The organism is Rhizobium indigoferae, from assembly GCF_034554815.1.
GTDB lineage: Bacteria > Pseudomonadota > Alphaproteobacteria > Rhizobiales > Rhizobiaceae > Rhizobium > Rhizobium leguminosarum.
Window position 1 is genome coordinate 3,226,872 of record NZ_CP140635.1, and the last position, 23,056, is coordinate 3,249,927.

Here is a 23,056-nt window from a genome sequence, read left to right on the forward strand (position 1 = left end):
CCTCAGACTCTCTCGGCCAGCGAGACAGTGAAAATGCCCCATTGATCGATGCGCTGTTCGATCTTGCGGAAACCGGCTGCGGCGACCAGTTGGTCCATTTCCTCTTGCGTCCGCCGCCGCATCACCCACGCCTCGCCGCCGCGGTGGGAGGTCAGTGCGCGGGCGATCATCTCCAGTTGTGGATGCCATGGCTGGTTGGTGTAGACAAGCAGACCACCGGGCAGCATCGCGCGGGCGATCCCGTTGAGCGACGCGGCGATCATCGCATTGTCGGAAAACAGCTCGTAAAGGCCGGAGACGATCGCGAGATCCGGAGCCGGCGTGATTGCAGCCAGACCCTCGCAGTCAAAGGCATCCTGCTGGCGGAAGCTGACGAAATCACTCAGTCCACGCGCCGCAATGCTCTTGCGGCCGGCATCGACGTTGATGGAGGAATAGTCCTGCAACCGCGCACTATCGGGACGCACGGCAGCTGTCTCGATCGCATCAAGGACATAACGGCCGTGCCCGGCCGCTATGTCGAGCATGTGGGTATTGCGGCCGACTGCTTTCAGGCGCTGCAGCGCGCGGTCGATCAGTTCCTGCAAGTGTAGCTTGCGCTGCCTGATGCCGCGCCAGCCGATCGCATCGAGGAACACCTTGTCGATCAATCGCCCGCCGGGACCGAGCCCGCGCGGCTTGTTCTCGTAGACGTAATCGAGGGTCGAGCCGGAATCAAAACCGGTCTTGACCCCTGTCTTTATGCCTTCAGACACCAAAGCACCGATCTTGATGTTGAGGCGGCTGAGCGCCCAGTAGATGCCACGTGGGGATGTGGCGTCCAGCGGGCTCGCGAGCCGGTCGGCCTCGTCCTTTGTATAGCCCTGGATATGGGCGGTGCAAAGGTTGGCAGGCGCCCGGGGCTCGGCGAAACGCGCGTCTATAAAACGGCGGACTTCGGCCAGGGCAATCGCGCGCTCCTTTTCGCCAAGCGTGTCATGGTAGAAGCCGGCAAGCACATGCCGTTCCTTGATCCGGCTGCCGAGGTTTTCGTAAAACCGGTGCTGCGGCGCGTGTCGCACCACCCAGTCGCTGCCGGAGATCAGCAATTGGGTCGGGACGGTGATGGCGCGGGCGTCGCCGACAACGCGGGCTGCCGCCTCATAGAGCTGCAACAGGATGTTGGAGGCAATTGGCCTAGATATCAATGGGTCGGATTCGTACGAGGCGATGCGCTCGGGGTCATGCGTCAGGAACCTCGCCTTGACATAGGAATTGACGAAGAATGTCCCCTTAACCTTTTCCCAGAGTGCAATGCCTTCTTTGGCGAAAGGCACGTAGAGCTTGACGCTGAAGGCCGGTGAGGCAAGCACGAGCGCACGGATCGGCGGCGCATAGTCGTGCACCCAGGTGGCGGCGAGGACCGCGCCGACGCTCTGCGCAATGACGGCGATGTCTTCGACAGCAGTACCGCTTGTCTCGCTGACATGGCGGACGAAACAATCGAGATCATGCGCCGAGGCAGCAAAGGATGGCGAATAGCCGCGCTCTCCCGGCGAGCGTCCATGGCCGCGTGCGTCCCAGGCGTAGAAGGAAAAATCATCGAGGCCGAGCTCGGTGGCAAGGTGGGTGACGCGGCCGCTATGCTCGTGGCCGCGATGGAGAAGAATGATTACACCATTCGGTGCAGCGCCCGTCGAAGGCCACGCCCGATAAAAGAGTCGAGTGCCATCATGCGATGCGAATTCGGATTCATGCATTGGTCTGGCCGTCGAGGACGGTTGCCCACTATCGGCAGTTTGCAGCACGGTCTTCTCCAATTCTGATTGGTGGGTGGGTTACAACCATTGGCGGGAACAGTGATTTGCCTGCATTGCAAAAGTCTAGTTGCAAATGTAAGTCCTTTACGAGAACCGATATGAAGTGTGGCTTTCCTCATAACTAAGATGATCTGCACCCGCGAGAGGCGGGGATAGACTATTTCGATGCACGAAATTCCAATGAGGTAGCATGTCTGTCTATCAATTGAAGTCCCGATTTCAGAATATTCTTCGCCCTCTGGTGAGTTCCCTCGCGGCGCGAGGCGTCACCGCCAATCAGGTGACTTCAGTTGCCGCCGCCGTCTCGGTTGCATTGGGCTTTTTTCTGAGCGTCGCCCCGCTGCCGCATTGGTTCCTGCTGGTGCCTGTATGGTTTCTCCTGCGCATGGGTCTCAACGCCATCGACGGCATGCTCGCGCGCGAACATGGGCAGAAGAGCATTTTAGGCGCGTATCTGAACGAGATCGGTGATGTCGTGTCGGATGTCGCCCTGTATTTGCCGTTTGCGCTCATCGATCCGAACGGCTTTGTGCCGGCGATGGCGGTCATATTCCTCTCGGCGCTGACGGAATTTACCGGCGTTCTGGGTCAAACGGTCGGGGCAAGCCGGCGTTACGACGGGCCGCTGGGCAAGAGCGACCGCGCGGTCCTTTTCGGCGCGCTCGGCATCTTTGTCGCGGTTGGTGGTACATTTGCAGCATGGACTTCGTGGCTCTGGGCGGTGGTGGCTCTACTTCTCATATGGACCACCATCAACCGTATCAGCGCCGGTATTCGCGAGGCGCATACGGCCGCCCGATAGGGAACCGAGCCGATCTGCTGCCGGTTCTTTCATCGGCACATGTGATCCGGAATTGTGTCGAGGCTTTTGCTGCCGGTCACGCGTTGGGCTTCAAGAAGTGAATCTTTTCACAAGGCTGCTCACTGCCGCCAGCTCGCGACATCTCTCGATATTGGACACTGCCTCAGTCCTTCTAACCGCACGTTAAGCCTAGGTTGTATTTTCATCGCCACCCCTTGAAAGCACAAAAGCGGTGCTTTATGTTTTACCTATGGTTATCACAGGTAAGACACCACATCCATCGCTGCTGCGCTACACGCTGGCGCCTGACGACAGTGCCCGGCAGGCGCTGGACGATACCATTGCCGCCTATCTCAGGATGATCGAAATCCTGACTGGCCTCGTCTCCGACAGGACGGGCGCCAATCTCGTCGTGCTGCATGACCTTGCCTATGAAACCGTCCGCGAGCAGACGGGCTTGCCGGCAAGGCTGGTCACGCTCGGCCTTCGCGATTTTGCCGCCAATCGCGGCGTCACCGCCGATCCGCCGCATCTGCCGCTCGATGACAAGCTCTTCGCCATCAAAGGCCCCTCGGACCTGACGATCGCCACGGTGCACGGACGTGTCGCCGTGCCCTTCGATGTCGCGGGTTATTCCAGGGGATGGGAGAGTATTTTTCCGGCCTACCTCGTTGCAGGCCAGAATCGCTACGAGATTCACATCGGCGTTACGCCGAATTCCGCTCGGATGGAGGAAAACATGACGAACGAAGGCATTCTCTCACGCATGGGCCGTCTGATCGCGGGCATCGCGAATGCGGCGATCGACAAGGCCGAAGGCGTAAACAAGATCGCCGTCATCGAACAGGCGATCCGCGAGATCGATGCAGCGGCGGATGAGGCCCGCACCGATCTCGGCAAGGCGCGCGCGGAGGAATACCGCATCCAGAGCCGCAAGGACGAAATCGTCGACGACCTGAACGCGCTCGACCAAAAGATCCGCATCGCCGTCTCGTCAGAGCGGGATGACCTGGCAAAGGCCGGCGTTGCTCGCCAGATCGATCTCGAATCCCAGATCGCAGCGCTCGACAAGGCGCTGGCCGATGCCAGGGAACAGGTGGACGAAGGCCAGAAAGCCTTGCAGGCCGTCCTCGCCACGCGCCGCGAGGCGGACGCCCGCCTTGCCGATTTCAAGCGCAGCATCGCCCGGCATCCAGAACACGCCGCGACCGGCCACAGCCAGCCCGCACCGGGTGCAGATGCTGCCCGCGCTGCCGCGGCAGTCTCTCGGCTGACCGGGGTTCCTACTGGCGAGCATGCCCATAGTTCCGAATTGGACGAACTCGACCGGTTGCATCGCGAACAGGCGATCGAGGCACGCCTCGCACGCTTCAAGGCGGATAACCGGTAACGCCGATGGCCCTTCTCTTCGCTCCCGAATGCGCTCCCTTTGCCATTGCCGCCGCCGTGCTTGTAGGTCTGACCGCGATCGAGATGCTTGCGATGGTCATGGGTTTTTCGATGACGGATTTTCTGGGAAAGCCGGAGGCTCATGGCCATGACGGCATCCTGGCATACCTGTCCTGGCTCAATCTCGGCGGTGTTCCCCTGCTGATTCTTCTGATGATGACACTCGGATTCTTCGCGATGACTGGGTTTGCCTTGCAGGCCGTCGCCAGCGCCCTCTGGGCGCCGCTGCCGAGCTTCATCGCCGTCATACCTGCCGCGCTCGCAACCATCCCTATGGTCAGGGCATCGAGCAGAACTGTGGCGCGGCTCGTACCGCACGACGAAACCTATGCCGTCGATCTCGACGCCTTCCTCGGCCGGACCGCCGAGGTGTCGATCGGCCCGCTCGATCAGGGACTGCCGGGCCGCGTCCGTGTCAAAGATCAGCACGGAAACTGGCATGTGCTTCGAGCCCGAGCCGCCAAGGGCGAGGGTCCGCTTGGGATCGGCGCTTCGGTTCTTCTCGTCGATCACAAGGCCAATGTGTTTATCGCCATTCCCGCGCCGGTCGACCCCACCGATGCGAACAATCAATCTTTCAGGGAGCAGCAATGATGTACGACGTTATTCTACCAGCCGGCATTGGGATTGTTCTGATCTTCGGCATCGGTTTTGTCCTCGCCTCTCTTTACACGCGCTCCAGCCGCGATGAGGCCTATGTGCGCACCGGTCTCGGCGGCCAGAAGGTCGTGCTCGACGGCGGTTCGGTCGTCCTTCCGATCTTCCATTCGACCGCGCGGGTCAACCTGAAGACGCTGCGGCTCGAGGTTCGCCGCGGCGAAGGCGATGCACTGATCACCAAAGACCGCATGCGCGTCGATATCGGCGCCGAGTTCTATGTGCGCGTCAAACCCGATGCCTCCTCGATTGCGCTTGCAGCTCAGACACTCGGCAATCGCACCAATGACGCCGAGGCCCTCCGCATCCTGATCGAGGCGAAATTCGTCGACGGTCTTCGCTCGGTGGCCGCGACGATGAATCTCGACGCGCTGCAGGAACAGCGCATGGATTTCGTCAAGGCCGTGCAGGAAGCTGTCGGCGCCGATCTCCAGTCGAACGGCCTCGAACTCGAATCCGTGTCGCTGACACGCCTCGACCAGACCGATATCAAGCATTTCAACGCCAACAACTTCTTCGACGCGCAGGGCCTGGCGGCATTGACCCGCATCACCGAGGGACGCAAGAAGGAGCGGAACGAGATCGTTCGCGACACCGAAGTCGCCATCGCCCAGAAGGATCTCGAGGCCCGCCAGCAATCGCTGACCATCGAGCGGACGAAGCGAGAGGCCGAACTCAGCCAGGAAAGAGACATCGCCAACAAATCCGCGGCGACACGTGCCGAAACCGCGCAGCAGGAGCAGGCCGCAAAACGCGCCGAGGAGGAAGCCCGCATCGCCTCCGAACAGGCGATCGCCGAACGCGAGGCATCCGCCAAGCAGGCTCGCGAAAGCGCCAACATCGACGCCGCCCGCGCCGTCCAGCAACGCGAAACCGAAGCCAAGCGTGACCTCCAGATCGTGGCACAGGAGAGCGCGATCGCCGTTGCCAACAAAAGCCGTGAAGAATCCGAAGCGAAGGCGGCTGCGGAAACGGCCCGCGCCCTGGCGATCGCGGCAGAGGAAAAAGTCGGCACAGCCAAGGCGATCGAGATTGCCGAACGCGAAAAGCAGATTGCCGTGATTGATGCGCGCAAGAAAGCCGAGACGGAAGCAACCGCCGTCACCGTCGGCGCGGAGGCCGAAAAGCAGGCAGCAAGCGACCAGGCCGAGGCCATCAAGACGCTCGCAACCGCCGAGGCGGATGCGGCGATCATCAAGGCCAAGGGCATTCTCGAAACCGGCAAGGCCGCGGCCGAGAGCGAAGCATTGCTCAACGACGCTCGCAACAAGCTGAGCTCTGCTATCATCGAGTTCGAGATCACCCGCGAACGTATCCGCATCATTCCGCAGGCGCTCGCCGAGGCGGTCAAGCCGATCGAGAAGATCTCCGATATCAGGATATTCGATACCGGCGGCATGCTCGGCCGCGGAAACGGAGCGGCCGGCGGAAACGGCATCGGGCTCGGCGAAGGGCTGGCCAGCCAGCTCCTCTCCTATCAGGCGAATAAACCGATCCTCGACAAATTGCTGAAGGAAGCCGGCTTCGACGGCGACGATGCCATCTCATCACTTCTTGGAAATCTCGATGGCGCAAGACCGGCAACCACCGCAGCCCCGGCAAGGCCGGCAACACCGGCCCCAGCCCCGACACAAACGATCATCCCTCCGGCCCCGAAGCCGGCACCAAAGAAGGACTGATCGCCGCGAAAGCGGGTCTGGACTAGAGCCTTTCCGGGTTAGATTTTAGGCCGGTTCGGCCTAAAATCCGAATCTTGTTCTAAATTAATTAGTTAGAGCATGATGTTGCCCGAAAACCGCACATACTTTTCGGCATCATGCTCTATCTCACCCAACCCGTTGCCAGCGCGCCTGCCCAGTCGGCACGGCCCCTTTCGGTGGCCAGTGCTGACATCGCCATATGGTCATAGGCGACCGTTCGGAACTGCCATATCCATCCGGCCGCCGTCTTTTCCAGAATGGCGTAGCTCGCCAGCGGATGGCCGACTTCCACCTTGTGGTAATAGGGCAGCTCGTCGTCATAGGCCGCGCAGCCGACGCTGCCGGGGTTGACGATGAGACGGCCGTCGGAAAGCCTGATAGCGCGGGGGATGTGGCTGTGGCCGCAAAGGATCAGCGGCAGGTCGATGCCGTCGGCCAGCGCCTCGATTGCCTCGATCGGCTTCAGGAAGACGAAACCCTCCGGCGAAACGGATTCCAGCCAGTAGAGATTGTCGTCCTTCGGCGTCGCATGGCAGAGATAGACCTCATCGCAATAGACGGTATCGAATGGAAGACTACGGATCCAATCGAGATGGGCTGGCGACAATTGGTGATAAGCGGCGGCATCCGAAACATGCAGCGCCGCCGGATCCCGTTCGATCAGGTAGCGGTCGTGATTGCCGCAGATCGAGGTCAGGCCGAGCGGCATCAGCAAGTCTGCCGTCTTGCCGGCTTCGAGCGGCCCGCTAAAGAAATCGCCGAGATTGACGATCTCCTCGATGCCCTGTGCACGAATATCCGCAAGCACCGCCTCGAGCGCCAGATGGTTTCCGTGGATATCGGCAATTGCCGCAAACCGCATTTTTTAGCTCCCTCGATAGGTAGAATAGCCATAGGGCGAAATCAGCAGCGGCACATGGTAATGCGCCGTGACGTCGGCAATGCCGAAGCGGATCGGCACGAGATCGAGGAAGGCCGGATGCGGCAGAGGCGTGCCGCTCGCCCTCAGATAATCGCCGGCGTGGAAGACCAGCTCATAGGTACCGGCTCGAAAATTTTCGCCAATGAGGATAGGGCCGCCATCAACCCGGCCGTCGGCATTGGTCTCGACCGTCTTCAGATGCCTGCGAATCTCGCCGTCGAGCTGAAAAAGATCGATCCTCAGGCCCTCGGCCGGCTTGCCGAGGGCGGTGTCGAGAACATGCGTGGTCAGTCCGGTCATGGGGCTGGCTCTTTGATGATAAAAGGGGCTTCGAAGAAGAATTCTTCCAGATTGTTGCCTGGCCCGTCGCGGTCGACGACCAGGAAGTCTGAGGCTTGGTCGAGCGCCATCAGCGGATGATGCCAGACATTGCGGCGGTAGTTTACGCCCTGGTCGCCGCGCGCCAGAAACACCTGCGGCCTGCCCGGGCGGCCGTTCTCGTCCTCGGAGACGACGACGAGAAAAGGACGGCCCGAGACCGGCGAGAAACTCTGGCTGCCGAGGGGGTGGCGCTCCATCATCCCGACGTCATAGGGGAAGCTGCGCGGCTGTCCGCGAAAGAGGTTGATGATGACGCCTGCGCCCTCGCCCGTCGCATCAGCGGTGGCCAGCGCATGAAAACGCTCCGTCGTGCCGCCATTGATGAACCGCATCGAGGCCGGATCGGCCTCAATCACCTCGCCGAAGGGAGCGAAGGCGGATTTGGTGAGCGGGCGGATCTCGAGAAATTCGGACATGGCTTCATTCGCCTTGGGCATGCCAGTAACGGACAGCATCGATCGCGGAAAGAAGCTCCGGCAGCGTGCGATAGGTCGCCTCCCATATGTTCGACGGACTGAGATCGAAGACTTCCTCGAGGATACGGTTACCCATGCCACAGATTCTCGTCCATGGCAGATCGGGATGCTCAGTCGCAAATTCCGGATGGTTGACGAGCAGTCGGGACGCCGCCGCACCGATGGTGAAGTGGCAGAAGGCAACAGCCTTGAAGGTGAGCTTGTCCCCGGCGAACGCCGCCTCATCCATTCCGCCGACGAAAGACAGCGCTTCGGATGCCGCCTCATACATTTCATTGAGATAGTCGATGGCGCGCCGCTCTTTCATTCAGCCTCCGGCAGCATCGATGTCAGCCGCAGCAGCGCGATCCGTTCGACCTGCGCCGTCGCGGTCACAAATTCCTCATGCCGATCATTGCCGATCCGTGTTTCGAACGCCGACAGGATATCGTCCTTGCCAAGCCCCTTGACGGCGATGATGAAGGGAAAGCCGAATTTTTCGACATAGATCGAATTGAGTTCGGTGAATCGGGCATACTCGGCTGGGCTCAAGCGATCGAGACCGGCGCCGGCCTGCTCCTTCCGGCTGTCCTCGGTGAGTTCGCCCGATATCGCGAGGCGCCCGGCAAGGTCAGGATGGGCGTTGAGCACGCCGAGACGCTCCTGCGGGCTTGCCGCGCGGAAGATGGCGGTCAGCGACGCATGCACGCCGGCCACGGTCAGCGGCTCTATCACGGGGCCGGCGTCATAGGCGCGCTCGGCGATGAAAGGCGAATGTTCAAAGACGCCGCCGAAGCGGGAGACGAAATCCTCGCGCGACACCATCAAAGCGCTTCCGGCTGATGGTGCTTGTGCCAGTGTTCGGCGATCTCGATGCGGCGTGGAATCCAGACATTGTCGTGCTTCAGCACATATTCGATGAAGCGTTTCAGCGCCGCTGCCCGGCCCGGACGTCCGACGAGGCGGCAATGCAGGCCGACTGACATCATCTTCGGGCTGCCCGCCTTGCCTTCCTCATAAAGCGTATCGAAGGCATCCTTCAGATAGGTGAAGAACTGATCGCCGGCATTGAAGCCCTGCGGCGTCGCAAATCGCATATCATTGGTTTCAAGCGTATACGGAATGATCAGGAAGGGTTTCCCGTCGACGCCCTTCACCCAGTAAGGCAGGTCGTCGGCGTAGGAATCGGAGGAATAAAGGAAACCGCCCTCCTCCTGCACCAGTCGCAGCGTGTTGTCGGAAGGCTTGCCCTGATACATGCCGTAGGGCCGCACGCCGGTGAGTTCGGTGTGCAGTCGCACGGCTTCGAGGATATGTTTGCGCTCCAGATCTTCGGGAAAATCCTTATATTCCAGCCACCGGTAGCCGTGGCTGGCGATCTCCCAGCCGGCCTCCTTCATCGCGGCAACGGCCTCGGGGTTGCGGGCCATCGCCAGCGTCACGCCGTAGACGGTCGCCTGCACCTTGAGATCGGTGAACATGCGCCAAAGCCGCCAGAAGCCGGCACGCGAACCATATTCGTAGATCGATTCCATGTTGAGGTTGCGCTGCCCTGGCCACGCGGCCGCACCGACGATCTCCGACAGCAGGTTTTCGGAAGCTGGATCGCCGTCGAGGATCGAGCTTTCGCCGCCCTCCTCGTAGTTGATGACGAACTGCACGGCGACGCGTGCCTCGTCCGGCCATTTCGGATCAGGCGTCAGACGCCCGTAACCAACGAGATTGCGCGGATAAGTCTCGGATACCATCAAATCACCTTCTGAAAAGACGGGGAACGGTAGCATCCGCAGCCGGAATGTCGAGACGGAAACTGCTCTGCCGGATTTTGCCTTTGCAGCACAAGGCTTTAGCTCATCAGCATCCTTAGGCGATTTTGCGCGCGCTGACCTTGCCCATCGGATGCAGCGAGTGAACGCGGAAAGGACCGCCCGTGCCCTCCTCTATCATCAGCGCCACGTTCGAAACCGTGACAGGCTCGGTGAGGACAGGCTCGAAGATTGTCCGCAACACCGGCTCGATGCGCGGCATGTCGATCGCGTTGACGGGACCCGTCACCGGCATATGAAAGCGGAATTCCTCCATCACGTAGGGATTGCCCCAGCGATGCAGATTGGCAAGTTGCGTCGCCGATAGCCCGTCCGGATCGCTGCGTTCGATCTCAGCCTCGCTGAGCGGCGCGCGGAAACGATCGAATTCCTGCACGATCGCCGAAGCGAGATACTGGATCTGCTCGCAGGGAGTGCTCGGCAGCAGGCTGTAGAAATTGCCGAGCCGGGCGACTTCGATGCGCGGAATCTGGAAGGGAACAAAGGTCCCGGAAAAACGCATCAGATCGCGCAGGAGTTGCGATTCGGGCATGTCGCGGGACAAGTGGAACGGCGCCTTCAAAACGCCGTGAAATCCGTAGCGCCGCGGCACCGCGGTATGGAAGGCGATCTCGTGAATGCCGAGGCCACGGACTGCCGGAGGCTCCATCATATCGCCCGAAAACACGTTTCGGCCAAGCCAATTGGCGGCCACGAGCGACAACGGATCGCTCGCCGGAGGCGTGAAGCAAATGGCATAGCGCATGCAATTTCCTCCATCAAGGAAGTGAGCGCCGGTGAGATCCGGCGCTGTCGATGCGCAAGCAGATAGGTGATTTGCATGACAGAATAACGAAACGCAGCGCCGCCTAATTCACGTTTAACGTGAAGCCGTCGCAATATGGCTTGAAATTGCGAAGCTTTCCGGCAGCAGAAATCCGCAGTCTGTATCGCCTGCGATACATATCGCCGCCTCCGCCAGCCGGTGGGCGAGGCCGAAGCTGACCTTGAAGCCGCCGGTCAGCGCGATCAGGCGCCAGTGATCGGGATGGCGGCCGATCATTGGATCCCGGTCGATCGCCTTCGGACGAAGCCCGGCCCAGCGTTCGACAACGGGAGCGTCGCGAAGCGTCGGCACGATGCCGCGCGCCGCCTCGATCAGCACGTCGAGCTGGGCGTCGGTCGAGCTGGGATCGTCAAAACGGTTCTCGCTGGTGCTGCCGATTGCCACGTGCCCGCCCTCATGCGCGATGACATAGAGCCCGTCGAGAAAGATCGTCGGCAGCGCCGGGTCAATATCGGCTTTCAACAGTGCTGCCTGCCCCTTGACCGGCTGGCCGAGCGGTTGTTTCAGCCCCGGCGTCAGTTCTTGCAGCAATGGAAAGGAGCGATGGCCGGCGGCCACGATGCAGTGACTGAAAGTGATCGTTTCACCGTTGACTTCGGTCGTGCCGCGATCAGGATCGGGGCCGGCAACCGTCGCATGCTCCAGGATACGAACATGCTTTGCTCGCCGAAGGAAGGCGATAAGCGCTGCGATCAGCAAGCGGGGCGCAACGCGCGCGGCGAGCGTGTCGTGCACGAAGCCGCTCTCGCCGGCGGACGCCTCGATCCAGCCGTTGACCGGTGGCCTGTCGAGCACATGCCAATGGAAGCGGCGCTCGCCCACCCGCCAATGCTGTTCAGCGTCCTCGAAATGGCCGCGCGCTATTTTTTTGAGATGCGGCTTCGGCAGCGGGATCAGCCGTCCGGACCTGTTATACCCGGAGGAAAGCCCGGTCTCGGCTTCGAGCGCTGTGATTTCGGCTTCGAGCGAGACCAGCGCATCGAACTGGAACTGCTTCTTCTCCGACCATCGGTCCGGCATATGCGGCATCAGCGCGCCGAGCAGGCCGCCGCTTGCACCTTCGCCCAACCTCCCGGCGTCAGCAATAAGAGTACGGATGCCCCGGCGCTCGGCATGGACGGCCGCCCAGAGCCCCATGATGCCGCCGCCGACGATCAGCAATTCTGAGGATGATTGACCTGAGACCGGCTGAGGACTATCGGCTTTTTCCATGACAGACGTGAACCCCGATCAGATTGGCGCGGGCGCGCCGCAGCCGCTCGAATGGCGCGACGGCGATATGCCCTATTCCACCGCCTTTGGCGATCATTTTTATTGCCAGACCGATGGGCGGCTGGAATGCGGCCACGTTTTTCTTGCCGGTAACGGCCTGCCGGAGCGCTGGAACGGGCGGCAGAGATTCCGGATCGGAGAACTCGGCTTCGGCACCGGCCTGAACTTCGCCGAAACCTGGCGGCAATGGAAGCTCCACCGTGCCGACGGCCAGCACCTGCATTTCACCTCCTTCGAACTCCACCCGATGCGCGGCGAAGAAATCGGCCGGGCGCTGTCGCACTGGCCGGAGATCGATGCCGAACGTCCGGTGCTGACGGCGGCTTGGCCGGAAATACCGGCCGGTATCGTGCGACTCGATCTCGACGCCCAGACGACGCTCAGCGTCGTATGCGGCTATGCCTTGGACGGCGTCGCGGCAGCCGAAGACGACTTCGACGCCTGGTATCTCGACGGCTTCGCCCCGTCGCGCAACAGCGATATGTGGTCGGAGGAACTGATGCGGCTCGTCTGCGAGAAAAGCGCAGCCGGCGGCACCTTCGCCACCTATGCGGCTGCCGGTTTCGTGCGCCGCAATCTCATCGCCGCGGGTTTTGCCGTCGAGCGCCGCCAAGGCTTCGCCGGCAAGCGCGAAATGCTCTGTGGTATCAAAGAACCCAGTGGATAAGCTTGTCGAGTCAATCGCGGAGGCTGCTAACTTTTGTCGTTTCGCGCGACTATTTCCTGGTAGGAAAGGATATGGCAAGCATAACGAATTCTGAACCGCAACTTGACAACCGTGTGAATGGACGCGTGAAATCGGAGCCGAAAGAACGGCTGATAGCGCTCCATTTGGCAATAGACCAGGGGATCGCCGACACAGAAGCAGGCCGCATCAAGCCCATCAGCGATGTCGCCGCGCGTCTTGCGGCCAAATACAACGACCGTTCGTGATTGTCCCGTTTCCCGCAAAGATCTGCAACTAGGTAGCAACGGCCGCTGGACTTTGCGTTGCTACCTCACAGGATCGCCACATGAATGTTGCGAATGGTTCTAATCTCGGATTTCCGTCCCGTAATTTGTCTTATCGCAAAGATTGCATTCGGCGTCGCGACGGTCTATCGACAGACCGAACTCATAAGGCCCGACATGGAGAATAGCGTTCCAAAGACTGTGCGAAGACGACGCTGAAGCTCTCAAGCTTCCGCGAACCTTCAGCCATGCAGTCAAGGGAATGATTCATGTCCGTGAAATCGGCCGCGCTCGCCGCACTCGCATCCGCATATAAATTGAATGGCCTCGAAGCCGTCCCCTCCGTCGTCCGGTCAACGAAGCCTGAATTCGGCGACCTCCAGAGCAACGACATGATGCGGCTCGCCAAGGCAACTCGGAAGAACGCGCGCGAGCTGGCCGCCTCCGTCGCCGCAGCGGCGTGCAACGACGTCTTCGACGACGTGTCCGTCGCAGGTCCAGGTTTCGTGAATTTCCGGTTGTCGGACGAGGCCATTGCCGCAGAGGCGACCGCGATGCTGGGAGACCCCGCGCTCGGCGTCGCGAAGGAGGTCCCCGTCCGCACCGTCATCGACTTCGGTGGCCCCAATGTCGCGAAGGCCCTACATGTCGGGCACCTCCGGTCATTCGTCATCGGTGAGAGCCTCCGGCGCATTTTGGTCGAGATCGGACACGACGTGATCTCGGACATCCACCTAGGTGACTGGGGTCTGCAGATGGGCAAGCTCCTGCACGGCGCCGCCATCGCCTCCGGCTGGCAGAACGGGGATCCCGTGCCTTTCATCGAAGACTTTTCCTTCGACGGGATGTCGGTCGGGGAGCTCGGGATACTTTACAAGTCCGGCAATGCGGCCAGCGAGGACGATACCGCGCTTGCGACCGCCCGGTTGCTTACGAACATGCTCCAGGACGGCCACCCCATCCTCACGACCGCGTGGAGGCGGATGCGGGAAATCTCCCTCGATGCAGTGTCAGCCACCGCCGGACAGCTCGGGGCGCATTTCGATCTGTTTCTCGGCGAAAGCGACGCCCACTCCGAGGTCGCCCCCATGCTCGACGACCTCGTGTCACGCGGGCTTGCCCGGGAGAGCGACGGAGCGCTGGTCATCGACGTCTCCGGCGATGGACTTCCCGACAACGTCCCGCCGCTTTTGCTGCGGAAGAGCGATGGTGCCGCGCTTTACGGCACGACGGATCTGGCGACCATGCGGCGGCGGGTGCGGGATATCGGCGCGCAGCGGATCATCTATTGCACCGATGACCGCCAAGCGCTCCACATCGGGAGCGTTTTCTCGGCTGCGCGTTCGGCAGGATATGCTCACGGTATTGAGTTGCGACACGCGACCTTCGGTACCGTCCGGGGATGGGACGGGAAGCCGTTTAAGACCCGTGACGGCTCCGCGGCGTCGCTCAGCGGCATGATCGAGCTGGCACTTGCGAAGGCCGCGGAGAAAGTGACGGACAAGGACACGGCGACCGTGGTTGGCCTCGGCGCGCTGAAGTTCGCCGACCTCTCCATCCCGAGGAAGACTGGATACGTCTTCGATATCGACAGGATGACTTCTTTCGAGGGACGGACGGGGCCGTACCTGCAATATGCCTACGCCAGGATCTGTTCGATCCTCAACAAAGCAGCCTCAGCGGGCATCGTTCCAAGCGTCAAGGTCTCGGTCAGTCATCCGTCGGAACGGGCGGTGCTCGTCGAATGTCTCTGGTATCCGTATTCCCTATCCGAGGCCGCCCGGCAGCTTGAGCCGTTCGAGATCGCCGAACGGGCATACCAGGTGGCAGACACTTTCAGCCGCTTCTACACGGACTGCACGGTGCTGAGCGGAGAAGATCCACCCGGACGTCTCGCCACCTGCAAGCTGGTTGGGCAAGTGATTGGGAAGTGTCTCGAGCTTCTCGGAATGGAAACAGTGCGAAGGATGTGACCCTTTGCTTGTGGAGGCATCCGAAAGCGGCAGTCGGATGGCTGACGTCCACAAGAGATCGGATCCCAAGGCCGGCGGCAGTTGTTACCCAATTCGCGCAGATCAGTAGCTGGTGCGCTCCGGCTGCTGCTCGCTCGTTCCGAGCCACTGGCGGATTTTTTCCTCGAGCAGTTCGGGACTGATCGGCTTCGACATGTAGTCGTCCATGCCGGCATCGAGGCAGAGCTCGCGGTCGCTTTCGAGCGCATGGGCGGTGACGCCGATGATCGGCACCCGGTGCCCCTGCCCGTTTTCGCGCGCGCGGATCGTCTGGGTCGCCTGATGGCCGTTCATGACGGGCATTGAGACGTCCATCATGATAATGCGCGGCGTATACCGCTCCCAGGCGGCGACCGCCTCCTCGCCATTGTCGACGACGAGGAAGGAAAGACCCGTGCCTTGCAGGATCTGTGTGAAGACGATCTGGTTGACCTCGTTGTCCTCGGCGACGAGCACGTCGACGAATTCAGCGGTTCGCTTCTGCGGCGCAGGCGCGGGCGCCTGCACGGCCACTTCCGTCTGCAGCCGGGCAATCTCGGCCTCGGATGCCTGCTTGACGCGGCTGGCGCGCACCACCTCGACGACGGTGTTGCGCAGCACGTTGGCGCGCGCCGGCTTCATCAGATGCGCGTGGCCGTTCAGCGCCGCGAATTCCTTTTCCGTGCCGGAAATATCCATCGACGTCAGGAAGATGATCGGCAGTTCGACGAAGCGGGGATCGGCTCGTAGCCTGCGCGCGACATCGGCGCCGTTCATATCGGGCATGTGATAATCGAGCACGACGGCATCGACGGTGACGCCGAGATTGGCCGCCGCCTCCAGAATCGCAAGACCGGTACCGCCGCCTTCGGCGGCCACGCCGTCGAAGCCCCAAAGGGACAGCTGTTCGGTCAGGATTCGCCGGTTCACTTCATTGTCGTCGACGACGAGGATGCGCGCACCCTGCACGTTGATCGGCAACGGCTTCGGCTCAAGGCGGGCCGCCGCAACCGCAAACGGCAGGTTGACGGTGAAGACCGAACCCTTGCCCCATTCGCTCTCGACACTGAGATAACCGCCGAAGAGGTCGACGAGCCCGGCGGTGATCGCAAGACCGAGGCCTGTACCCTCATGCCGCCGGGTCGATGAGGCATCCACCTGCGAGAACTTGTCGAAGACCGATTCGAGCTTCTCCGACGGAATGCCGATACCAGTATCCTCGATGCGGATGCTCGCCATGATCTCGCCGCCTGCGGCCGGCTGGAAGCCGACATCGACAAAGACATGGCCGCGCTCGGTGAACTTGACAGCGTTGCCGACGAGATTGGTGACGATCTGGCGGAAGCGCCCGGCGTCGCCAATGACCGCAGCGGGCAAATCGGGAGCGGCTCGCACCAGGAGCTCGATGTTCTTCTCGGCCGCGTGCGAGGACAAGAGTGTCGCTACGTCCTCCACCGCTTCGGTGATATCGAAGGCGGCTTTGCGCAGTTTCATCTGCCCGGCATCGATCTTCGAGAAGTCGAGGATATCGTTGATGATCGTCAGCAGCGCATTGCCCGACTTGACGATGATATCGACGAAGGTCTTCTGGCGCGTATCGAGATTGGTCTTGGCAAGCAGTTCCGCCATCCCAAGCACGCCGTTCATCGGTGTGCGAATCTCGTGGCTCATATTGGCGAGGAATTCGGATTTGGCGCGGTCGGCTGCTTCGGCGCGCGACAGCAGCTGGCGCAGTTCCTCTTCGCGGCTCTTGAGTTCGGTGACATCGGTAAAAAGCGCCACCCAATGCTGTCCTCGGCTGACCGTTGCATCCATGTTCACCCAGCGCTCGCCGCCGACATGGAAGGCAGTGGAGATGGGCAACCTCGCCGCGATATTGTCGCGCCAACCCTGCAGAATCTCGGCCGCGTCCTCGTGGAAGTCGCCACGCGCAGCGCAGAACTCGAACATGCCGAGCCAACCTTGCCCGGTCTCGATATAGGTGGCGGGAATCTCCAGGATATGAGCCAGCGCCTCATTAGACATCTTGATAATGCCGTCCTGGACGATGGCGAGGCCCTGCGGCATGGCGTGTGTCGCGTCGCGCATCATCTCGCCGAGATGCTCCAGCGCGGCACGGGCCTCGTGGACCTCATTTTCCCGCTCACGCACTGCCGTGATGTCGGCATAGGTCAGCAGTATCCGGTCGTTTGAGATACGGCGGCTGTCGAAAATGACGGATTTGCCACCCGCCCAGCCGAGCTCGATCGGCTCGGGCTCCTCGGTTTCGAACAGGTGCTTGCGGAAAGCGTAGATCTCCTCGGGCGTCTGTGTGCCGTCGTAGCGACCGAGCTCATAATTGCGGCGGATGACATCGATGAAGGGGCGGCCGTCGAAGGGATCGTCGAGCGGCAACTCCCAGATGCTGTAGAACTCGTCGTTGACGGAGAGGATCCGGTGGTCGTTATCGAGGATCAGCACGCCGATCGGAAGCGAGCGTAGGATATTCTCGATATCCCGGTGCAGCACCTCTTCCTGCTTCTGCGCCTCGATCAGCGCCTTCTCTCGTTCCTTGAGTGGCGAGATGTCTGAAAAGGAGCCGACGACATAGGGCCGACCATCCGCTGTCACAACGCGGTTGACGCGCGAGAGGACGGAATAGATATGGCCGTCCTTGCTCGGCAGCAGGCTTTCGATCTCCTTCGACTTGCCTCCCTCCAACGCCAGCAGGTTTTCCTGGTAGATCGCCTCGCCGCCTTCCGGACCGAACATTTCGTGTTCGGTCATCCCAAGGACCCGAGAACGGCTATGGCCGCTGAAGGTTTCGTAATATTGATTGGCATAGACGAGGCGATGCTTCTCGTCGCGCACGAAGGCCGCGACCGGGAGGTCCTCCAGGATGGTACGCAGCAGGTCGAGCTCGTTGACGCTCTCATGCCAGGCCGTGTCGCTGACAGCCGCAGGCTTTGCGTCGTTGCGATAGGCGGCGTTGACGACCAGCGGCCGGCCATCCTCGGCAAATATGCCAATCGGATGGTCGAGCTGTTCCAGTGCCTCGCGCACGCGGGCGAAATCGGCGGCGTCGTCGCTATCGTCGGCGGCGCGGCGCGGCGCGGCGCGCACTTCGAAAATGCCGAGCACGTAAGCCCGGTCCAGCGATGGCGAAAAGCTTTCTATCTGGATGCGTTCATGGCTGAGGCCCGCCGCATCGAAGCAGATTGCGTTTTCCTCAGTGCCGAATACCAGCGCGCGGCGCTCCTTGTCCTCACGATCCTCTTCCTCGGGACGGTCGAGAAGCTCGCGGCTGCGCCTGCCGATGAAATCGGAGATTTCGCGACCCAGAAAACGGGCATAGGCCTCGTTGACGGCGACATAGCGTAACTCGCTGTTCTTGACATAGGCCGGGGTATCCAGATCAGCGATCCGGCGACAAGCCAACTCCAAAAGTTCCCCGGCTGATTTCAAAAAATATCGCTCCCGCAATGAATGAAATATCGACTACAAAAACTATAACGCCAAGGCTTTTAACAAGGTTTTAACCATAAATTTCGACAGCGGAATTTTACGAGGCGGCTCACCAAGCTGAAGATAATTCGAGATTACCAGCCCCGGCTTGCACGAGACTGAAAGAACGCTCGCAATAATTCTTTCGACGTCGGGATCCCTTGAAATCATGACGAAAATTTAATGCCGGAGCCGCTTGCGCGGCCATTGCGCCGCCGCGATCCGGGCCGAGTCTCGGCATGGCTTTATGGAAGCCATGCCCATGAAAGGAAAATACCATGTCCGTTTTTCATAAGACCATGGCGACGGGCCTGATCGCCCTGACCTTCGCCGGCGCCTCGCTCGCCACCGCCACCACCGCCGATGCCCGTCCACGCGATGCCTTCTGGGGCGGCCTTGCCGCCGGCGTCGTTGGCGGCGCCCTGCTGTCGGAGGCCGCCCGTCCCGCCTACCCGGTCTATCCCGCTTATCCCGCTTACCGCCCCTACCCCGTTTACCGGACTTACTATCGGTCGGACTATTGCCATTTCGAATGGTTGCACGACGATTGGGGCAATCCCTATCGCGTCAAAGTTTGCCAGCGATAGCGGAACCGCATCCGGCGTCGCCTGACCTCTCGTCGGCGCCGGTCAAATTACAGCGCCGCGCGTCTTTTCAGACGTACAGAGGATGCTGTAACGCTTTGAATTTATGCATAATTTTATCCTTAAATCGATTCCGATTTAAGGAATGATGCAGTAGTCGGAACGACAATCAAATGAAACTGGCGGATTTTCATCCGCCAGCTCCAAGCCGATCAGATCGCATTTTCAACCATTACGGAGAAAGCTCCTCCAGCACGCGATCCTTGGTTTCGACCGCAAACAACACCGTGATGATCGCACCGACGATCAGAATGGCTGCGAAGCTCACAAAGACATACTGGATGCCCATGGAAGACATCACCGTGCCGACGAGGATCGGACCGGTCGATGATCCCAAGCGAAGCCAGGCGCTGCCGGTTCCTGTTCCCAGTGCCCTGAGGCGCGTTGGGTAGATCTCTGCCGAGTATAGGTACAGGGAGAATGTGACGGTCTGGACAATCGCATAAGCGAGACCGGCAAGAACCAGAACCTGGATGGGAGACGTCGCGCCGAGCCATGCGAGAGCCAGCAGCGGCACGGGAGCGAGAAGCAGTGCACCGGTGTACCAGCGCTTGCGTCCCACTTTGTCAATGAGCAGCGCGCAGATGACGGCGGCGATCACGCCGCCGACCGACGTCAGGAAACCATAGAAGATGCTGGTTTGAAGCGGCAGATTGAAGACCTGTCGATACAGGGTCGGCAGCCAGGTGATCGTACCGTTGGCCACCGTATAGGCGGTAAACCACATTGCCCAGATGGAAAGCGTCCGCTTCAGGTAAATGCCCTGGAAGAGCTCGCGCCAGTCCGACTTGCGGCGGACCGGCGCCTGGATGAGCTTCGGCTCGGGCAGTTCCTTGCCGGCTGCGCGGGCACTCTCTTCCATGCGGGTGACGATAGCGTTTGCTTCGCCATAGCGGCCGTTGGCAGCCAGCCAACGCGGTGATTCCTTCAGGAACCAGCGCAGAGGAATCATGATGATTGCGGGAACGAGACCGACGACGAACATCGCCTTCCAGCCGTAAACCGGTACCATGAAGTAGCCGATCAGCCCGGCGCCGACGAGGCCTAGCAGGAACATGACCTCATAGAGGAGGAAGAACTTGCCGCGCCCCTTCGACCCGATCAACTCGTTGATATAGGCGCTGGCGACCGGAACCTCGCCGCCGGTGCCGATCCCCTGGACGAAACGAAAGGCCATCATCATGCCGGCCCCGGCAGCGAACAGGCATGCGACATCCATGCTGACGAAGAGCAGGATCGTGAACAGAAGGACTTTCAGCCGGCCGACCTTCTCGGCAAGCCAGCCAAACAGGATCGCACCGATCAACTGCCCCAGATAGCCCATCGACAGGATCATGCCTGTCTGTGAGGGTGTCAGGCCCCACTCGCGGACGAGGACGGGCATGGCATAAGCGATGGCGATGACCGTGTAGCCGTCGAAGAATGTTGCCGCGCCGACGATATTGCGCGCCCAGAATACCTCGCGGGTGATGGGAAGGCGCTCCAGACGAGCGCTGATTTCGGCCTGAGGATCAGCGGCATTCGCCGTCTCAGCCGGCATAGGCTGCATGACATTCATTGGTTCCTCCTTCTCGCCCCGTGGCCTACCACTCTCCCGGCCAGGGGCGCTCCTGCTTGATGGTTGCTACTGCGCGTCAGTTCGTCCTGTCAGAGCAATGGCCTGCAAAGACGTTCAAGTTTGCCTCGGCGAGTTTCCATGGTTTCCTCCTCCCTTCGGAATGCGCCCCTGCGACCTGCGCAGGGGCGTCAAAGAGGTCACTCGGCAGCCAGCAACTGGTCAACGCGACCGATACCGGCGGCGTCGAAGGCAGCAAAGATCTCCGCTTCGGCCTTTTCGCCAAGGCTCTTCAGCGGCTCGCGGATCGTAGCGTGGTCAAGGATACCGCGGTGCACGAGGCCGAGTTTCAGGGCCACGGTGCCTTCCATATGAGAGCCGCGATGATAGACGGCACGCGTCACCGGAAGAAGGCGCTCGAAGATCTTGCGCGCTTCCGGATAGTCCTGCGCCTTGCCAGCTTTGATCAGGTCGATGAGCAGCTCGGGCGCGATATTGCCATAACCGACGAGCAGACCGTCGACATCGAACATGGTTGGCAGCAGCCATTCATCGTGGCAGCTCAGAACCTGCAGCTTTGGATTGGCCTTCTTCAGCTCCGGAATTTCGACATACCAGCGCTTCATATTGCGCACGCCGTTCTTGGTGGCGACGACGCCTTCCTGTGTGGCAATCGCAAGCTGTGTATCGAGATCGTATGATGCCTTGGTGGCGTCGGGATATTGGAACAGGATGCACTGAAGGCCAGACTCCTGCCAGATTGCCTTGTAGCGATCCTGAGGCGCTCCCTTCTGAAAGCCGAAACGCAGCCAGCCGTGGTTGGGATAGACGAGTGCGCCGGTGGCACCAGCGGCCTTGCATTTCCTAGCCTCTTCAGCGGCGACCTTCGTGCCTTCACCGGTAATCCCGGCAATGATCGGAACGGCACCGTCGACTGCTTCAACATAAGTGTGGATGAGAGCAAGGCGCTCCTCTTCCGTGAGGAAGGTGCCCTCGCCGGCATGACCGAGGATGACGAGGCTTTTGACGCCTTCCATCGAGACCAGCCATTTGGCGAGTTTGGCGTTGGCTTTGTGATCAACTTCACCGTCGCGGGTGAAAGCGGTAACGGGGGCCGGGCTCAGCCCGCGCATATCCATCGGTTGCATGTTGGTCTCCTCCTTCGTGCGATCGCAGTTCGCTCGCGATCGATATAGGATCGTTTACGGGAACGTTCCCACTATCGTTCTCGAAATCTCTGGAGTCAATATCTTTTTTGGTGCATGCTGAGAGAGCCGCGGCGTCTTGCTGACTCGATTGGAAAAGGCTCAATGAATTCAAAGACGGATGAAGTTCCGGGGCAGACTCGCGTCACTATTCACGGCGTCGCTGCCGCAGCCGGTGTCTCCAAGTCTACCGTGTCCCGCATACTGGACGAGAGGCTACCCCGCTCCGACAGCGAGACCGCGCGGCGCGTGCGCAAGGTTGCCGAAGAACTGGGATACGTCCGGGATGTTTCCGCAGCGAGCCTTAGGCGCGGCAACACAATGACAATCGGGGTGATCGTGCCCAGGTTGACGGATACGGTCATGGCCATGCTTTACGAAGCCCTGGCCAAGGCTTGCAGCCGTAGTGGCCGCTTCGCCATTGTCGCAACGACCGACGACAAGCCAAAGGCAGACCGGCTCGCGGCCGAGTCTCTGCTGAAGCGCGGTGTCGATGGACTGATTCTTTCGACAGCGCGGGAAGACGATGACTTTCCGGACGAGCTGGCAAAACGCGGTATTCCTTATGTCCTGGCACTCCGGACGGATGGCCACAGCCTCTCGTCGGTCGGCGATGACCGGCTCGGTGGTTACCTCGCGGCACGCCACCTCCTCGATCTCGGCCATCGCAGAATTGGCGTCATTGCCGGTCCATCCTATGCCTCCAGTTCGCGGGGCCGAGTGGAGGGTTTCCGGCACGCCCTGGAAGAAGCTGGATTGAATGCGGATCCCTCCTACATCATTCCCTCGACTTTCGGCATCGAGTCCGGTGCGGTAGCCGTCGAGACACTGATGCATCTTAGTCCGCGCCCAACCGCTATTTTCGCCGTCAACGACAACACCGCCATCGGCGCCTTGTCGGGACTGACGAAACTTGGCCTTTCCGTGCCGCAGGACATCTCGATCGTAGGCTATAACGATATTCCGATTGTAAGCCACCTCCCCACACCGCTCACGACGTTGCGGGTGCCGTTTGAGCAAATTGCATCAAACGCCCTTGATCTTCTCGCCGGTGACAACAGCGCTGCCGACGAGCGTATTCGGATCTCGGCTCCAACCCTCATTCCAAGGAAATCGACGGCACCGATACGCTAAAGCT

The 23,056-nt window shown here is 60.8% G+C and carries 21 protein-coding genes; 9 read left to right on the top strand and 12 right to left on the bottom strand.

Annotation, left to right across the window (positions count from 1 at the left end; genetic code table 11):
- Positions 1-2 precede the first annotated feature (2 nt).
- Positions 3-1,787: a bifunctional alpha/beta hydrolase/class I SAM-dependent methyltransferase gene (locus U5G49_RS16225; protein WP_193443382.1), complete on the bottom strand. Its 1,785-nt coding sequence runs from the start codon at positions 1,785-1,787 to the stop codon at positions 3-5.
- A 202-nt stretch (positions 1,788-1,989) separates the two neighbouring features.
- Between U5G49_RS16225 and U5G49_RS16230 the strand changes: the two genes are divergently transcribed.
- The 4 genes from U5G49_RS16230 (at position 1,990) to U5G49_RS16245 (ending at position 6,386) form a co-directional block, all read left to right on the top strand.
- Entirely contained in the window at positions 1,990-2,601 is a 612-nt protein-coding gene (locus U5G49_RS16230) for a CDP-alcohol phosphatidyltransferase family protein (protein ID WP_193443380.1), read from the top strand.
- A 232-nt stretch (positions 2,602-2,833) separates the two neighbouring features.
- Complete coding sequence (locus U5G49_RS16235; RefSeq protein WP_193443378.1) at positions 2,834-3,991, top strand: PspA/IM30 family protein; 1,158 nt, start codon at positions 2,834-2,836, stop codon at positions 3,989-3,991.
- A gap of 5 nt (positions 3,992-3,996) precedes the next feature.
- Positions 3,997-4,644: an OB-fold-containig protein gene (locus tag U5G49_RS16240; protein WP_193443376.1), complete on the top strand. Its 648-nt coding sequence runs from the start codon at positions 3,997-3,999 to the stop codon at positions 4,642-4,644.
- Entirely contained in the window at positions 4,641-6,386 is a 1,746-nt protein-coding gene (locus U5G49_RS16245) for a flotillin family protein (RefSeq protein ID WP_193443374.1), read from the top strand. The genes U5G49_RS16240 and U5G49_RS16245 overlap by 4 nt, the downstream gene beginning before the upstream one ends.
- Positions 6,387-6,528: 142 nt before the next feature.
- Here U5G49_RS16245 and U5G49_RS16250 read toward each other — a convergent pair whose 3' ends face one another.
- The 8 genes from U5G49_RS16250 to U5G49_RS16285 all read right to left on the bottom strand — a co-directional run bounded on the left by U5G49_RS16250 (position 6,529) and on the right by U5G49_RS16285 (position 12,029).
- Positions 6,529-7,269 carry a metallophosphoesterase family protein gene (locus U5G49_RS16250; RefSeq protein WP_193443372.1) on the bottom strand — a complete coding sequence of 247 codons (741 nt, stop codon included), beginning with the start codon at positions 7,267-7,269 and terminating at the stop codon, positions 6,529-6,531.
- A gap of 3 nt (positions 7,270-7,272) precedes the next feature.
- Positions 7,273-7,629: a hydroxyisourate hydrolase gene (gene uraH, locus U5G49_RS16255; RefSeq protein ID WP_003541961.1), complete on the bottom strand. Its 357-nt coding sequence runs from the start codon at positions 7,627-7,629 to the stop codon at positions 7,273-7,275.
- Positions 7,626-8,126 carry an ureidoglycolate lyase gene (locus tag U5G49_RS16260; protein ID WP_032980743.1) on the bottom strand — a complete coding sequence of 167 codons (501 nt, stop codon included), beginning with the start codon at positions 8,124-8,126 and terminating at the stop codon, positions 7,626-7,628. Before U5G49_RS16260 ends, uraH begins: the two co-directional genes overlap by 4 nt.
- 4 nt (positions 8,127-8,130) lie before the next feature.
- Positions 8,131-8,493 (bottom strand): HepT-like ribonuclease domain-containing protein, encoded by a 363-nt coding sequence (locus U5G49_RS16265; RefSeq protein WP_018243152.1) that lies wholly within the window; start codon positions 8,491-8,493, stop codon positions 8,131-8,133.
- Positions 8,490-8,990, bottom strand: coding sequence for a 2-oxo-4-hydroxy-4-carboxy-5-ureidoimidazoline decarboxylase (gene uraD / locus U5G49_RS16270; RefSeq protein WP_193443370.1), 501 nt, complete (start codon positions 8,988-8,990; stop codon positions 8,490-8,492). Before uraD ends, U5G49_RS16265 begins: the two co-directional genes overlap by 4 nt.
- Positions 8,990-9,913 (bottom strand): allantoinase PuuE, encoded by a 924-nt coding sequence (puuE, locus tag U5G49_RS16275; RefSeq protein ID WP_018243154.1) that lies wholly within the window; start codon positions 9,911-9,913, stop codon positions 8,990-8,992. The genes uraD and puuE overlap by 1 nt, the downstream gene beginning before the upstream one ends.
- A 115-nt stretch (positions 9,914-10,028) precedes the next feature.
- Positions 10,029-10,736 (bottom strand): DUF1045 domain-containing protein, encoded by a 708-nt coding sequence (locus U5G49_RS16280; RefSeq protein WP_193443368.1) that lies wholly within the window; start codon positions 10,734-10,736, stop codon positions 10,029-10,031.
- Between the two features lie 114 nt (positions 10,737-10,850).
- Positions 10,851-12,029: an NAD(P)/FAD-dependent oxidoreductase gene (locus U5G49_RS16285; protein WP_193443366.1), complete on the bottom strand. Its 1,179-nt coding sequence runs from the start codon at positions 12,027-12,029 to the stop codon at positions 10,851-10,853.
- On the opposite strand from U5G49_RS16285, the gene mnmD reads away from it, so the two are divergent.
- From mnmD to argS, 3 genes are all read left to right on the top strand, one after another.
- Positions 12,028-12,756: a tRNA (5-methylaminomethyl-2-thiouridine)(34)-methyltransferase MnmD gene (gene mnmD / locus U5G49_RS16290; RefSeq protein WP_047618727.1), complete on the top strand. Its 729-nt coding sequence runs from the start codon at positions 12,028-12,030 to the stop codon at positions 12,754-12,756. The genes U5G49_RS16285 and mnmD overlap by 2 nt on opposite strands.
- A 71-nt stretch (positions 12,757-12,827) precedes the next feature.
- Positions 12,828-13,022, top strand: coding sequence for a hypothetical protein (locus U5G49_RS16295; RefSeq protein WP_047618729.1), 195 nt, complete (start codon positions 12,828-12,830; stop codon positions 13,020-13,022).
- 287 nt (positions 13,023-13,309) lie between these two features.
- Entirely contained in the window at positions 13,310-15,013 is a 1,704-nt protein-coding gene (gene argS, locus U5G49_RS16300; RefSeq protein WP_052215249.1) for an arginine--tRNA ligase, read from the top strand.
- 102 nt (positions 15,014-15,115) lie between these two features.
- On the opposite strand, the gene U5G49_RS16305 is transcribed toward argS, so the two are convergent.
- Entirely contained in the window at positions 15,116-18,475 is a 3,360-nt protein-coding gene (locus U5G49_RS16305; protein WP_193443364.1) for a PAS domain-containing hybrid sensor histidine kinase/response regulator, read from the bottom strand.
- 317 nt (positions 18,476-18,792) lie between these two features.
- Between U5G49_RS16305 and U5G49_RS16310 the strand changes: the two genes are divergently transcribed.
- Positions 18,793-19,101 (top strand): hypothetical protein, encoded by a 309-nt coding sequence (locus U5G49_RS16310; RefSeq protein WP_193443362.1) that lies wholly within the window; start codon positions 18,793-18,795, stop codon positions 19,099-19,101.
- A 229-nt stretch (positions 19,102-19,330) separates the two neighbouring features.
- On the opposite strand, the gene U5G49_RS16315 is transcribed toward U5G49_RS16310, so the two are convergent.
- Positions 19,331-20,716: an MFS transporter gene (locus tag U5G49_RS16315; RefSeq protein ID WP_018446771.1), complete on the bottom strand. Its 1,386-nt coding sequence runs from the start codon at positions 20,714-20,716 to the stop codon at positions 19,331-19,333.
- A gap of 197 nt (positions 20,717-20,913) precedes the next feature.
- Positions 20,914-21,861, bottom strand: a complete 948-nt coding sequence (locus U5G49_RS16320; protein ID WP_018243161.1) for a dihydrodipicolinate synthase family protein — start codon at positions 21,859-21,861, stop codon at positions 20,914-20,916.
- Between the two features lie 162 nt (positions 21,862-22,023).
- On the opposite strand from U5G49_RS16320, the gene U5G49_RS16325 reads away from it, so the two are divergent.
- On the top strand, positions 22,024-23,052 hold the full coding sequence (locus U5G49_RS16325) for a LacI family DNA-binding transcriptional regulator (RefSeq protein ID WP_018243162.1): 1,029 nt from the start codon (positions 22,024-22,026) through the stop codon (positions 23,050-23,052).
- The last annotated feature ends 4 nt before the right edge of the window (positions 23,053-23,056 follow it).

Excerpts from the sequence above, each read along its gene's own strand:
- U5G49_RS16230 (WP_193443380.1), top strand. The coding sequence starts at position 1,990 with ATGTCTGTCTATCAATTGAAGTCCCGATTTCAGAATATTCTTCGCCCT.
- U5G49_RS16240 (WP_193443376.1), top strand. The coding sequence starts at position 3,997 with ATGGCCCTTCTCTTCGCTCCCGAATGCGCTCCCTTTGCCATTGCCGCC.
- U5G49_RS16245 (WP_193443374.1), top strand. The coding sequence starts at position 4,641 with ATGATGTACGACGTTATTCTACCAGCCGGCATTGGGATTGTTCTGATC.
- U5G49_RS16250 (WP_193443372.1), bottom strand. The coding sequence starts at position 7,269 with ATGCGGTTTGCGGCAATTGCCGATATCCACGGAAACCATCTGGCGCTC.
- uraH (WP_003541961.1), bottom strand. The coding sequence starts at position 7,629 with ATGACCGGACTGACCACGCATGTTCTCGACACCGCCCTCGGCAAGCCG.
- U5G49_RS16260 (WP_032980743.1), bottom strand. The coding sequence starts at position 8,126 with ATGTCCGAATTTCTCGAGATCCGCCCGCTCACCAAATCCGCCTTCGCT.
- U5G49_RS16265 (WP_018243152.1), bottom strand. The coding sequence starts at position 8,493 with ATGAAAGAGCGGCGCGCCATCGACTATCTCAATGAAATGTATGAGGCG.
- uraD (WP_193443370.1), bottom strand. The coding sequence starts at position 8,990 with ATGGTGTCGCGCGAGGATTTCGTCTCCCGCTTCGGCGGCGTCTTTGAA.
- puuE (WP_018243154.1), bottom strand. The coding sequence starts at position 9,913 with ATGGTATCCGAGACTTATCCGCGCAATCTCGTTGGTTACGGGCGTCTG.
- U5G49_RS16280 (WP_193443368.1), bottom strand. The coding sequence starts at position 10,736 with ATGCGCTATGCCATTTGCTTCACGCCTCCGGCGAGCGATCCGTTGTCG.
- mnmD (WP_047618727.1), top strand. The coding sequence starts at position 12,028 with ATGACAGACGTGAACCCCGATCAGATTGGCGCGGGCGCGCCGCAGCCG.
- U5G49_RS16285 (WP_193443366.1), bottom strand. The coding sequence starts at position 12,029 with ATGGAAAAAGCCGATAGTCCTCAGCCGGTCTCAGGTCAATCATCCTCA.
- U5G49_RS16295 (WP_047618729.1), top strand. The coding sequence starts at position 12,828 with ATGGCAAGCATAACGAATTCTGAACCGCAACTTGACAACCGTGTGAAT.
- argS (WP_052215249.1), top strand. The coding sequence starts at position 13,310 with ATGTCCGTGAAATCGGCCGCGCTCGCCGCACTCGCATCCGCATATAAA.
- U5G49_RS16310 (WP_193443362.1), top strand. The coding sequence starts at position 18,793 with ATGTCCGTTTTTCATAAGACCATGGCGACGGGCCTGATCGCCCTGACC.
- U5G49_RS16315 (WP_018446771.1), bottom strand. The coding sequence starts at position 20,716 with ATGAATGTCATGCAGCCTATGCCGGCTGAGACGGCGAATGCCGCTGAT.
- U5G49_RS16320 (WP_018243161.1), bottom strand. The coding sequence starts at position 21,861 with ATGCAACCGATGGATATGCGCGGGCTGAGCCCGGCCCCCGTTACCGCT.
- U5G49_RS16325 (WP_018243162.1), top strand. The coding sequence starts at position 22,024 with ATGAATTCAAAGACGGATGAAGTTCCGGGGCAGACTCGCGTCACTATT.